The 12,296-nt window shown below is 73.3% G+C and carries 9 protein-coding genes and 2 rRNA genes; 2 read left to right on the top strand and 9 right to left on the bottom strand.

Features of this window, described 5'->3' with window-relative positions; genetic code table 11:
- The 5 genes from A8711_RS25560 to A8711_RS25545 form a co-directional block, all read right to left on the bottom strand.
- A partial coding sequence (locus tag A8711_RS25560; RefSeq protein ID WP_176722882.1) for a DUF3367 domain-containing protein occupies nucleotides 1-2,372 on the bottom strand: 2,372 nt, incomplete at its 3' end.
- Nucleotides 2,366-3,814 carry a glycosyltransferase family 4 protein gene (locus A8711_RS25555; protein WP_199744106.1) on the bottom strand — a complete coding sequence of 483 codons (1,449 nt, stop codon included), beginning with the start codon at nucleotides 3,812-3,814 and terminating at the stop codon, nucleotides 2,366-2,368. The genes A8711_RS25560 and A8711_RS25555, both read right to left, overlap by 7 nt.
- Nucleotides 3,811-4,635: a glycosyltransferase gene (locus A8711_RS25550; RefSeq protein ID WP_064446837.1), complete on the bottom strand. Its 825-nt coding sequence runs from the start codon at nucleotides 4,633-4,635 to the stop codon at nucleotides 3,811-3,813. The genes A8711_RS25555 and A8711_RS25550 overlap by 4 nt, the downstream gene beginning before the upstream one ends.
- A gap of 9 nt (nucleotides 4,636-4,644) precedes the next feature.
- Nucleotides 4,645-4,806 carry a hypothetical protein gene (locus A8711_RS32520; protein ID WP_157539048.1) on the bottom strand — a complete coding sequence of 54 codons (162 nt, stop codon included), beginning with the start codon at nucleotides 4,804-4,806 and terminating at the stop codon, nucleotides 4,645-4,647.
- Nucleotides 4,807-4,847: 41 nt separating this feature from the next.
- Complete coding sequence (locus tag A8711_RS25545) at nucleotides 4,848-6,575, bottom strand: hypothetical protein (RefSeq protein WP_069089575.1); 1,728 nt, start codon at nucleotides 6,573-6,575, stop codon at nucleotides 4,848-4,850.
- Nucleotides 6,576-6,756: 181 nt separating this feature from the next.
- Here A8711_RS25545 and A8711_RS25540 point away from each other — a divergent pair, with 181 nt between their 5' ends.
- Nucleotides 6,757-8,025 carry a polysaccharide biosynthesis protein gene (locus A8711_RS25540; protein ID WP_043327814.1) on the top strand — a complete coding sequence of 423 codons (1,269 nt, stop codon included), beginning with the start codon at nucleotides 6,757-6,759 and terminating at the stop codon, nucleotides 8,023-8,025.
- Here the strand turns inward: A8711_RS25540 and nudC are convergent.
- A complete protein-coding gene (gene nudC / locus A8711_RS25535; RefSeq protein WP_083297105.1) occupies nucleotides 7,922-8,821 on the bottom strand; it encodes an NAD(+) diphosphatase in 900 nt (299 codons plus the stop codon). The genes A8711_RS25540 and nudC overlap by 104 nt on opposite strands.
- A gap of 185 nt (nucleotides 8,822-9,006) precedes the next feature.
- On the opposite strand from nudC, the gene A8711_RS25530 reads away from it, so the two are divergent.
- Nucleotides 9,007-10,824, top strand: coding sequence for a VanW family protein (locus tag A8711_RS25530; RefSeq protein WP_069089573.1), 1,818 nt, complete (start codon nucleotides 9,007-9,009; stop codon nucleotides 10,822-10,824).
- A gap of 52 nt (nucleotides 10,825-10,876) precedes the next feature.
- On the opposite strand, the gene A8711_RS25525 is transcribed toward A8711_RS25530, so the two are convergent.
- The 3 genes from A8711_RS25525 to A8711_RS25515 all read right to left on the bottom strand — a co-directional run.
- A complete protein-coding gene (locus A8711_RS25525; protein WP_069089577.1) occupies nucleotides 10,877-11,503 on the bottom strand; it encodes an NADPH-dependent F420 reductase in 627 nt (208 codons plus the stop codon).
- A 237-nt stretch (nucleotides 11,504-11,740) separates the two neighbouring features.
- Nucleotides 11,741-11,857: ribosomal RNA gene (gene rrf / locus A8711_RS25520) — 5S ribosomal RNA — on the bottom strand.
- Between the two features lie 74 nt (nucleotides 11,858-11,931).
- Nucleotides 11,932-12,296 (bottom strand): 23S ribosomal RNA (locus tag A8711_RS25515); the annotation flags it as partial.

Here is a 12,296-nt window from a genome sequence, read left to right as displayed (position 1 = left end):
GGCGCGCCGATCACCTCATCGCCCATCACCTGCACCTCCACCGAGTCGGCCTCGATCGGGTCGGCGAAGCGCAGCTCGACCCACTGGCCCACCGGTTTGCGCGCGCCGTCGGACAACCACGCGGTGCCGATGTCGCCGTCGACGGCGGCGAAGGGTGTGGCCGACGGGTCGCGCAGCCCGGCCGGACCGGTGACGTCCGCCGCGCTGGACGACGCCCGGACGTCGGCCACCCCGGCGTACGCCGAGGAGGTGATCGACGACCGCCACGCCGGGTCGAGGATGTCGTGCTCCAGGCGCTCCAACTGGGTCGGGTCCTGCTCGGTCAGGGTCCGCGAGGTGTTGCCCCGGACCAGACCGAAGTCGACCTCCCGGTCCCGGAGGCTGTCGGCGAGCACGGTGCCGCCGTCGCTGACCAGCGGGGGATCGCCGTCGAGGATCACCGGCCGGTTGCCCAGCACACCGGCGTCGCTGAGGTCCAGCAACGTCTCCGGCGCGCCGACCAGGTTGAGCGGCAGCGCGGCGTCGGTCAGCGTGGCCCGGGGCGTCGGCCGGTCCACCTCGTAGATCTCCACCGCCGGGTACGGCTCGTGCAGGCCGTAGTCCCACGCCCCGTTCAGGTCGGGCTTCACCCCGGACGCCGGGCCGAACGCGGCGACCCGGAACAGGCCCGGTGCGCTGTCAAGCGTGCGGTGCACGAGGACCGGCCAGGCGATGCCGCCGACCGGCTGGCGGAGGTCGTTGCGGACGAGCAGGTAGCGCACGCCGAGCCGGCTGAGCACGTCGGCCAGTCCGGGCGAGGCGGTGCCCGAGGCGAGCCGCTCGTCGATGGCGGAGAGCAGCCGCGAGTTACCAGCCGATCCGCCCGGCACCAGCGCCCGCACCGCCCACGGCGAGTCCAGCAGCGGCTGCACCGGCTCGTCCAGCGGACGTCCCCAGTTGTACTCGGCGAAGTTGGAGCCGGGAACCAGCAGGGTGGTGCCCGGCCCGGCGTGCCGGTCGAGCCACCCGGTCGCCTGCCGCCAGTGCTCGGGCAGCGCGTGGAAGCCGCCGCCCGGAGCGAGTCCCGCCATCCCGGCGCCGCTGGTCACCGCCACGAGCGCGGCGGCGGTCGCGCCCAGCGCCACCCGCCGGGGCGCCATGTTCGTGGGGCGCGTGAAGCGGCGGATGAGCGCGATCCGGCCGACCGTGTCCAGCATGTGCGCGGCGGCCAGCGCCAGCGGCAGGCGGATCACGACGTCGAACTTGTGCAGGTTGCGGAGGGCGGCGAGCCGACCGTCGAGCAACTCACGCATCGGCGACGCGAACGCGGCGCCCCCGGTCGACAGGTTCCCCGCGGTCAGGGCCAGCAGGCCGACCAGCGCGCCGACGAGCAGGAACCGCCGCTCCGGCAGGTCCCGACGGGCGAGCCCGGCCAGGCCGAGGCAGGCGATCAGGGCGGTGAGCACGATCATCCACGGGGTGGTGACCAGCGCCCATCCCGCGCGCCACCACGGCACGCCGTCGACGGCCAGGTAACCCACCCAGTGGGTGCTGCCGCGTACCGCCGACGGGAGCGACGTCACGCTGGTCGTGACCGCCGCGCTCTCGGTGTACGGGAGGAACGGGAACCCGTAGCGCTGCAGCAACAGCAGCGGCACCAGCCACCAGAAGGTGGCCGCCACCATCGCCACCGTCCACCACGCCAGCAGGCGGATCCGCCGCCGGCCGGGCGCACGGGTCACCACGTACAGGAACGCGGGCAGCACGGCGCACGCGACGGCCGCGCCGTTCGCGCCGCCCATGCAGACCACAGCGAGCCCGCTGAGCGCCGCGGCCCGCCGCAACGAACCGCCCGCGGCCCCCTTGACCAGTGGCAGCAGGACCCAGGGGGCGACGCAGTACGGCAGCAGTTCCAGCGAGACCGTGCCGACCAGGGACAGCGCCCGGGGGGACAGCGCGAAGATCGCGCCGGCCACCAGACGCGATCCCGGACCGCCGAGGTCGAGGGCGCGCGCCAGGCGCACCACGCCGGTGAGGGCGACGCAGAGCAGGGTCGCCATCCAGAGCCGCTGGACCAGCCAGGCCGGCAGGCCCACCGCCTCACCGAGCAGGAAGAACGGGCCCATCGGGAAGAAGTAGCCGACGGCCTGGTTCTGGAGCGTGCCGAACTGCCAGTCCCCGGTCCACAGGTGAGCCGCGCGGGCGAGGAAACCGCCCGGGTCCAGGGCCATGTCCAGCTTCGTCTCGGGCACGATGAGCCCGGGCTCCTGGGTGACGCAGAGACCGATCAGCGCGAGACAGACCAGCAGCTCGCGCAGGCGCCACACCGCCAGGGACACCGTGGCGCTCGGAATTCCGGGGGTACGGCGAGCGGTCGACCAGGCGGTCAGCACTGCCGTACCGGAACGCCGGTGAGCAGTTCGTCCGCTCCGGCGTTCCGCTCGTCGATGTCGTCGGCTGCGACCCCGGCCCGCAGCAGCGCCTGCCGGACGGCGGCCGGCTCGGCGGCCGGCACCAGGAGCAGCAGGTTCTGCCCGTCGATCGCGACGTGCCGGGTACGCGGCAGGAGCGGCGCCACCCGGGCCAGAAGGCGTTCCGGCTGGTCGGTCCGGACCACCACCGACGTGTTCCCGGCGGCCCAGGGCAGCGGGCGTGGCGTCAGCAGATCCCCGAGGACCGCACGCACCCGCCGGCCGGTGTCGGTCCAGCGGAACGAGCCGCTCCACCGCCGGCACTCCGCGGCCATCCGTTCCGGCTCTCCGGGCGTCGCCAGGGAGTCCAGCGCGCGGTCGAGGCCGGCGGCCAGGTTCTGCGCCGGATCCTCACCCTCGTCGACCAACCATCCGGTACGGCCCGGCCGGACCGCGTCGCGCAGCCCGTCCACGTCGAAGGCGACAGTGGGCAGCCCGGCGGCGGCCGCCTCCACCACCACGAGACCCCAGCCCTCACCCCACGAGGCGGAGACGTGCAACCAGGCGGCGGCCAGCAGGGCGTCCCGCTCGGCGGCGGGCAGGTGGCCGTGCACGGTGACCATGTCGTTCAGTCCACGCTCGTCGACCAGCCGGCGGACGCTCGCCACGTCCGGCCCACCACCGACGATGTCCAGACGCAGGTCGGGCCGTTCCGCCCGGAGCCGGGCCACGGCGTCGATCACCAGGTCCACCCGCTTGTGCCGGGTCACCCGGCCGACGCAGACGACACGTGGCCGGTCGGCGCGGGTCACGCCCGCGGCGGCCGGCCGGGACGCGTCGGCGCCGTTGGGCGCCACGACCACCGGGCCGGTCCAGCGCAGCCGCTCCCGGATCGCCACCGCCGTCGAGGGGGAGACCGCGAGCGTCACCGCGCGGCGGTAGACGCGCCGGGCGACCGGTCCCTCCAGCCAGGCGCCGAAGCCACCCACGACCGGGCCGAAGTACAACCGGAACTGCCGGTCGTGCACGTGGTGGATCACGCAGATCACCGGCACGGCCGCCGGCAGGACCGCCGGACTGAAGAACGGGATGCCGTTCTGGCAGTCCACCACCGCGTCGAACTGCCGGCGGTGGCGCGCCAGCCAGCCCAGCACCCGGGGGTAGATGGTCCACCGGCCGCCGGTACGGACGATCCGGATGCCCTCACGGACCTCGTCGCCGGGCTGCCCGTTCGGGCGCGCGGTGACGAAGGTGACCTCCGCGCCGGCGGTCACCAGGTCGCGGGCGACCTGCCAGGCGTACACCTCGGCGCCCCCGGCGTCAGGATGCCAGGGGTCCTTCCAGTTGAGCACCACGACCCGGCGGCCCACCACGGTGGCGTCGGTGGTGGGTGCCGCGTCGGTAGAGGGTGTTCCGACACTCACGGCCGCATTCCAACGGCGGCCGTGCCGCCGGTGACGTCCGGCGTGACCGGAAGCGTGACGAGTGGCATCACCGGGGCGACGTCGGCGCCACGGAGCCACCAGTTGATCTTCGCGACGTCCACGAAGCTCTGCCAGCCGTGCCGGACCGGTGAGAAGCGGGAGCCGGGTACGTCCACCCAGCTGACCGGAATCTCCACCAGGCGGGCGCCCGCCCGCTCGGCGCGGCCCAGCACCTCGACGTCGAACGCGAATCCACCGCACCGCAGGGGCGCGAAGACCCGCCGGGCGACGTCGTTGCGGAAGAACTTGAACCCGCACTGCGTCTCGCTGACGCCGCGCACCACCTGCCGCACCGCGCCCCGGAACGCCACCGCGCCCCAGCGTCGCAGCACGCTGTGCCGCTCCTCGACGACCGACTCGGGGTGGGCCCGCGACCCGACCACCGCGTCCGCGCCGTCGTACAGGAGATTGAGCACCTGGGCGAGAGCGGCCGGCGCGGTGGCCAGATCGGCGTCACAGAAGCCTACGTAACGGGCGTCGCTGGCCAGCACACCCCGACGCACCGCAAAGCCCTTGCCCGGTTCGCCGCACCAGAGCAGGCGGACCGGAACCGGGCCGGGCGGCGCGTTCACCACCACGGCACTCGTCCCGTCGTCGCTGGCGTTGTCCACCACGGTGACCCGGCAGGGCACACCGAGTTCGGCCAGCGCCGCCCGGAGCAGGACCAGGGTGTCGGGCAGCCGGAGCGCCTCGTTGTACGCGGGCACCACGACGTCGAGTACGACCAGTTCTGACGAGACGTCAGGAGGGGGGACCTCCATGCCGCACCGTCAGCGCTCGCCGTACACGATGATGGGCTGCTCCACGCTCGCTGGCTTGCTGTTGCTGTTGCCGAGGGTGGACGCCCCGATCGAGACGGCCAGGATTCCCAGCACGGCACCCACCGCCGCGGCGACTACCGCGGTGAGGAGGGGATTGAAGGATGCCTTCATCGATGATCCCTTCGGAAAAAGGTACCGAAGAGTAACATGCGTCACTGCCGCTTGACCCGATGCGAAAGGGCGATCATCAGGGTGGCCCCCAGTACCGAATACCCCAGGACCGGCATTATGCCGATGCGACCGGACGAGCCGGAGAAATCGGAATCCGGCAGACGCAACAGCGTCAATGCCCCGTCCCGCCGGACCAGCTCGGCGCTCACGAACCGGCCCTCCACCTGCGCGGCGTCCGGTTGGTCCGTCTGCACGAGCACATACCGCACCCCGAGCCGACGCAGAGCCGGTCCCGGATCACCCGGCGCCGCCAACGCCGCCGCCACCCGGTCCGCCTCCCGGCTCTCCCCACGGATCCGGTCCCGGCCGACCAGCACGTCCTGGTCCCCGACCACCGGCCGGCGGAACGCCCGCGAGGCCGGATCGAGCACCGGCACGTTCCCCGCCCACGGATAGGCCCGGAACGAGGACCAGGGCAGCGACACCAGGGTGCCCCCGGCCGGATCCCGGTTCACCTCGGCGCGCACCGCCGCCCACTCCGCCGGGTACCGCACCGTGTCGAACTGACCACCGAGACCCCACGCCAGACCGGGCATGAGCAGCACCGGAGCGACCACCAGCAGCGGGGCCAGCGCCCGGGCGCCGGTCGTCACGAGCGACTCCACGAGCATCCCGAGACCCACCGCCTGCACCAGTGCCAGCGGAGCGAGCAGCCGGGTGCCGTCCCGGACCGCGCCGGCCAGCGGAACGTGCTCGACCAGCGCGGCCATCCACTGCGCGCCCAGCGGCCACGCCGGCGCCACGGCGACCACAGTGCCCAGCACCGCGCCGGCGAGCAGACCCCACCAGGCCGCCGACGGCCAGCGGCGATGGGTAAGCACGTACCCCCACAGCGCCGCGCCGGCCAGCGCCAGCGCGATCAGGGCGACCGCCCACTGGTCCCGGCCGACCGGCACGGCGTTCCGGCTCCACACGCCGCCCAGAGTYGCGACGCTGGCGAGCACGCCGAGTGGCGTGTCCGCGCGGACCGCGAACGCGGCCACCCCCCGCTCGTCGACGTCGACGGCGCCGCCCCGGCTCACCAGCGCGAGCCACCACGGAGCGGTCAGGCCGGCCAACGTCGCCGACCCCGCCACAAACGCCCGCCACCGGCGCGCCAGAGCCAGCGCCGGGGCACAGGCGAACACCGCCGCCAGCACCATCGCCGGGCCGCCCAGCACCACCGCGGCCCCTCCGGCCACTGCGGAACGCCGCCCCGGGCCGGTGCCCTCGGGCGGCGGCCGGAGCACCCCCAGCACCCAGGCGAACGCCCAGGGCAACGCCGCGAACCCCGCCACCACCGCCCACTGCCCGAGGTGCAGCCGCCCGTACACCCAGGGGTTCCAGACGTACGCGAGCCCGGCGGCGACCCGCGCCAGCGGATGACCGACGGGCGCCAGCCGCGCCGCGCCCACCGCGGCCAGGACGAGACAGCCGGCCAGGAGCACCTTCTGGGCCACGTCGGCCGGGACGACCTGCGACAGCCCGACCGCGAGCAGCTCGCTCGGTACCGCACGCGGCAGTTCGGAGCCGCTGCCCCAGACCACCGCGCCGAACGGCGGGTCCGGCACGAACACCAGGTCGTACCGGAGGACGAAGCCACGGCGCAGCACCGGGCCGAGGATCGCGACGACCACGCCGACACCGAGCGCCGTCTCCGGCCACCAGCGGCGCAGCGCGACGGCGGCCCGCGACAGCGCCGGACCGAAGCTCGGTGACGCTCGACGCACACGGACCCCCATGAACCTGGACGGAAGCGGGCCCGACGTCGCACCCGGGGCTCCGGACAGCACTCTAGGCACAGGGCGAGTACGGACGGTAGCTTGCCTCACGACGTCGACGAGCGAGCCGCGACGACGACGCGAGGTCCGAGGCGAACCCGTTCCACCGGCGACACCGACATGAGGCGCGATGACAGAGACCACGGCAGGGCCCGGCGCGAGCCGCCTGGGAACCGCCGGCGCGGCCGTCGCGGTCGCCGCGATGGCGACGAACGGGCTCGCCTACCTGCTGCCCATGCTCGGCGCCCGGTACCTGCCGGTCGAGGAGCTGAGCGTTCTCGCCACGACGCTGGCCCTCGTCGCGATCGCCGGGGTCGCCGGCGTGGGGCTGCAGATGGCGGTCGCTGTGCACCGGGCCCGCCACCCCGGCGCGCCGACGCACCGGGTCAGCCTCGTCACCACGGCGGTCGCCGGCGGCGCCGTCGTCGTGGCCGCGCCGCTGATGATCACCGGTCTGCGGCTGTCGTCGACCGTCGTGGCGCTGGTCGCCGGCACCACTGTCGCTGTCGTCCTGGCCGCCCGGTGGCTCGGCGAACTGCAGGGTGAGCAACGCTTCGTCCGTCTCGCCTGGGCGATGGGGGTGGTGGCGCTCGGGCGGTACGGCGGCATGATCGTCGCGCTGGTCCTCGGCGCCGACGTCGTGGTCACCCTGCTCGCCGGCATGCTCACCGCCTGGCTCGTGCTGCCGGCGCTGGCCTGGATCGCCCGCCCCGACCGGCCCGCCGGGAACGACGTCGCCGCCACCATGCGGATCCGGCAGGTGGCGAGCGCCGGCACCGCCGCGCTGGCGATGCTCGCGGTGTCGTACGCCGACCTGATCTTCGCCCGCCAGCTGCTCTCGCCCGCCGACTCCGGGGCGTACGCGGTCGGAACCGTGCTCACCAAGGGCGCGCTCTGGGCCCCCCAGGTGATCGTGGTGCTGGCGCTGCCCCGGCTCGCCGTGGGAGACAACCGGGTCCGTACCGTCGTGCTCGCCATCGTCGCCGGCTGCGGCGTCGTGCTCGTCGCCGCCTCGGCCCTGGCCGGCGGGTTCGCGTTCCGGCTGGTGGGCGGCGAGGACTACACGTCCCTGGGGAGGTACGCCCCGTTCTTCGCCGCCACCGGCGCGCTCTACGCACTGATCTTCGCGGCCGTCAACGCGAAGATCGCGGCGGGCGCGCGCTGGCCGTCCGCGCCGCTCTGGGTCGCCGCGGCCGTCCTGGCCGTGCTCACCACCACCGTCGCGCCCCGCACGTTCCAGGGCATCATGTGGTGCGCGCTCGCCACCGCCGCGGGAACCGCGCTGGTGATGGTGTTCAGCCCTCCGCGAGCCAGTCGCCCAGCAGCCGGTGATCGATCGAGTCCACCCGGCCCAGCGGCCGCCCTGCCGCGACCCGCGCCCGCAGCTCCGCCCGGCTGAACCAGCGCGCCGCCAGCAACTCCACCCCGTCGACCCGGACCTCCTCGGACACGGCGACAGCCCGGAAACCCGCCATCAGCCCGGCGGGAAACGGCCACGCCTGCGACCCCTGGTAGACCACGTCGGTGACGGTGACGCCCGCCTCCTCGGCCAGCTCCCGGCGGACCGCGTCCTCCAGGCTCTCGCCGACCTCGACAAAGCCGGCCAGCGTCGAATAGCTGCCCTCGGCCGCGCCCGCGTGCCGGGCCAGCAGGCAGCGCCCGGTCCGGCCGGGCGCCTCGACCAGCACGATCACGGCCGGTTCGATCCGGGGGAACCACAGCCGCCCGCACTCCCCACCGCTACAGGTCCGCATGTGCCCGCCGCCACCGGCCACGGCCCGGGCGCCGCACGCGCCGCAGTGCCGCTGCTGCCGGTGCCAGAGCAGCAACCCCCGGGCGTACGCCTGCACCGCCGCCGCGGCCGGGTCGAGCCGGCCCACGAGCGTCCGGACGTCGACAGCGCGCGTCGCGGCGGCCAACTCGACGGCGGCCCGCTCGCCGAGCGCGGAGAGATCGGCCGCGAACACCGCGACGTCGTCGTCGAGCCCCAGGAAGACGGTCTCCCCGGCGGCCGACCGGACGCGGGACGCGTGCTCGCCGGTGAGCCGGACCGGACCGGCCGCGTCGACCAGGCAGCGGTCCCGCCACAGCGGCAACACCACGCTCACCGGATCGGCCAGCCGCCCGGCCAGCCACTCCGCGTCACCGCGCAGCGCCGCCGCCCGGTCGAGCCATCCACCGCCGTACGCCAGCACCCGCTCACCGTGCCACGATCCGCGCCCGGGCGCGGCCCCGAATCGGGTGATCGGGCCGACACCGCCGAACGCCCGACACGACGCCGGGCCGGAGACTCCCGGCGCGCCCGGGCGTTGGTTACCGTAGGTGTCTCCCGCGGGGGAAGCGGTCCCCGCGTGTACTTCCGATCGAGGTTGCAGTGACGATGTACGGCGAGAAGGTGCCGGCTGCCGACGACCGGCCCACCATCAAGGTGGCGGCGGTGAGCTGGCCCGGCGTCGAGATGGAGCCGGTCGCCACACCGCCCGGAGGCGACACGGGCCGGCCGGGGCGGTCGCGACGGGCCCGGCTGCTGCTGGCCGGGGGGATCGTCGCGGCCGTGCTCGCCGGCGGCGTCGGCCTGGGCGCCTACGCGTACGCCGGTGACGTGCCCCGCGGCACCACGGTGCTCGGCACCGAGCTGGGCGGGCGCAGCCGCGCGGAGGCGGCGGCGGCGCTCCGCGCCGAGCTGGAGCGCCGGGCCGAGGCGTTGAACGCCCCGCTGGCGGTCACCGTCGGTGAGAAGAAGGCCGAGCTGAAGCCGTCCGACGTGGGGCTCGCCATCGACGTGGACGCCACTGTGGCGGCCGCCGCGAAGGCCGACGCGCACGCGGTGAGCCGGCTCGTCGGCTCCCGTACGGTCGAGCCGGTGGTCACCGTCGACCGGCCCAAGCTGGAGGCCGCCCTGCGGAAGGTGATGGGCTCGCAGGGGCGCGAGATGACGATGCCGGCGATCATCTGGACCGGCACCACCCCGAAGCCGGTCTACCCGAAGCCGGCGCTCACCGTCGACACCGACGGCGCCACCGGTGTGGTGAAGGCCGGCTGGCTGGCCGCCGAGCCGGTCACCGTGCCGCTCGTCGAGAAGTGGCCCGCCACCACCCGTGAGGAGGTCGACCGCCTCGTCGCCGAGCTGGCCCGGCCCGCCGTCGCCGCGCCGGTGACGCTCACCACCGACGGCGGTTCGGTCACCATCCCGCCCGCCGCCATCGCCCGGGCACTGCGCTTCTCCGCCGACGACGCCGGCACGCTCACCCCGAAGGTCGACGTCAAGCGGCTCCGCGCCGCGCTCGGCGACCGGCTGACGAAGCTGGAGGTCGAGCCGCAGGACGCCGGGCTGACCATCAGCGGCGGCAAGCCGAAGGTGGTGCCCAGCAAGGCCGGCCGCCAGGTCGACGCCGCCGCGCTCGGCCCGGCCCTGCTCGCGGTGCTGCCCAAGTCCGAGGGCCGTACGGTGTCCGCCGAGCTCAAGCCGGCCGCGCCCGAGCTGACCGAGGCGGAGCTGGCGAAGCTGGGCATCAAGGAGCGGGTGTCGACCTTCACCACCCATTTCACCGGCGGCCTCTCCTCGCCGCGCAGCCAGAACATCGTCCGCGCGGCGAAGGACGTGGACGGCACGCTCGTGAAGCCGGGTGAGACGTTCTCGCTCAACGGGCACACCGGTGAACGCGGCTACGACCAGGGATACAAGGACGCGCCCACGATCGTGAACGGCAAGCTGGTGCCGGGCGTCGGTGGCGGCGTCTCCCAGTTCACCACCACGCTGTTCAACGCCACCTACTACGCCGGGCTGGAGGACGTGGAGCACAAGCCGCACTCGTTCTACTTCAGCCGCTACCCGGCCGTGATCGAGTCGACCATCTACTGGCCGCAGCTCGACTTCAAGTTCCGCAACAACACGCCCCACGGCGTGCTCATCGACACCTCGTACACGTCCAGCTCGATCACCGTCTCGATCTGGAGCACCAAGATCTACGACAGCGTCAAGACGGAGTACGGCCCCCGCCGCAACATCACCCAGCCGAAGACCGTGTACCTGACGCCGGGGCCGTCCTGCATCCCCGCCGCGGGCGCCGTCGGGTTCGCCCAGGACGCCTTCCGGGTCATCAAGAAGGACGGCAAGGTCGTCAAGCGGGAGAAGTTCAGCTGGCGCTACGACGCCGAGCCGCGCTTCATCTGCGCCCCGAAGCCGGGCGACGACTGATCCACGACGCGGAAAGGCCCCGCCGGATCCGGCGGGGCCTTTCCCATGCTTGTCACGGCCGCGCCGCGGCCAGCCCTTCGCGTACGCCGTCGGCGTCCCGGTCAGTGCCGTAGACGGGCGTGTCCGGCTGCTGCCGCCAGCTCTCGTCCAGGGTGCCCGCGTCGACCGGGTCGAAGCCCAGATCGTCCACGAGGCCCATCACGATCCGCTTGGCGTCCGCGTCGTCGCCGGCCACCGGCAACGCGATCCGGCCCGCCGTACCCGCCGGCTTGCCCTCGTCCATCAGGTGCGCCGCCTGGATGTTGTTGAAGACCTTCACCACCCGGGCGCCCTTGAGGTGGTCAGCGGTCCAGCGACTGGAGCTGAGGCTGCGGTCGAGCAGCTCGGCGATGTCGCCGTCCCGCTGGGGGTAGTAGTTGTTGGCGTCGACGACCAGCTTGCCGTCGAACAGCGCCGCCGGAAGCTGCGGCACCGCCTTCAGCGGGATCGCGATGACCACCAGCTCGGCGCCCTGCACGGCCTCCTCCACCGACACCGCCCGGGCGCCGGTCTCGGCGGCCAGGTCGGCGAGGCTCTGCGGCCCGCGGGAGTTGGCCACCGCGACGTCGTGGCCGAGTGAACGCAGACGACGGGTGAGGGTGCCCCCGATGTGCCCCGACCCGATGATTCCAATCTCCATGTCCACTCCTGTACCCCGTGCGGTCGGCCCCGATCACGGTCCCGACGTACGCCATGTCACGTTTCGGCCCACCGGCGTGGCCGGTGTCAGAGGTCCCGGCTCGACGGTACGAGACTGACGCGGCCGACGTGGTGATTCCCGTCGGCCGGCCCGAATCCAGGCGGTGTGGTGGCCGGTTTTCGGGGTGGACGCGTTTCAGGGCCACCCCCGTGAGGGGTGGCCCTGAAACGAAAGGTTGTCCGGCGGTGTCCTACTCTCCCACACCCTCCCGAGTGCAGTACCATCGGCGCTGGAGGGCTTAGCTTCCGGGTTCGGAATGTTACCGGGCGTTTCCCCTCCGCCATGACCGCCGTAACTCTATGAACATGTCAACCAACCCTGTGGGTGATCGTTTGTTCAGAGTTGCACAGTGGACGCGTAGCAGCTTGGTAGTCAAGTCCTCGGCCTATTAGTACYGGTCAACTGAACCCGTTACCGGGCTTACATTTCCGGCCTATCAACCCAGTCGTCTAGCTGGGGGCCTTACCCCACAAAGTGGGTGGGATACCTCATCTTGAAGCGAGCTTCCCGCTTAGATGCTTTCAGCGGTTATCCCTTCCGAACGTAGCTAACCAGCCGTGCCCCTGGCGGGACAACTGGCACACCAGAGGTTCGTCCGTCCCGGTCCTCTCGTACTAGGGACAGCCCTTCTCAAGTATCCTACGCGCACGGCGGATAGGGACCGAACTGTCTCACGACGTTCTAAACCCAGCTCGCGTACCGCTTTAATGGGCGAACAGCCCAACCCTTGGGA

The organism is Micromonospora sp. II (assembly GCF_001709195.1).
In the GTDB taxonomy this organism is placed as follows: Bacteria; Actinomycetota; Actinomycetes; order Mycobacteriales; family Micromonosporaceae; genus Micromonospora; species Micromonospora chalcea.
Note: the sequence above shows the minus strand (reverse complement) of the source record. Positions and strands in the feature narration are given on the sequence as shown.

Bases quoted from the DNA above. Each gene is read 5' to 3' on its own strand.
- A8711_RS25550 (WP_064446837.1), bottom strand. From the start codon at position 4,635: ATGGAGGTCCCCCCTCCTGACGTCTCGTCAGAACTGGTCGTACTCGAC.
- A8711_RS32520 (WP_157539048.1), bottom strand. From the start codon at position 4,806: ATGAAGGCATCCTTCAATCCCCTCCTCACCGCGGTAGTCGCCGCGGCG.
- A8711_RS25540 (WP_043327814.1), top strand. From the start codon at position 6,757: ATGACAGAGACCACGGCAGGGCCCGGCGCGAGCCGCCTGGGAACCGCC.
- A8711_RS25530 (WP_069089573.1), top strand. From the start codon at position 9,007: ATGTACGGCGAGAAGGTGCCGGCTGCCGACGACCGGCCCACCATCAAG.
- A8711_RS25525 (WP_069089577.1), bottom strand. From the start codon at position 11,503: ATGGAGATTGGAATCATCGGGTCGGGGCACATCGGGGGCACCCTCACC.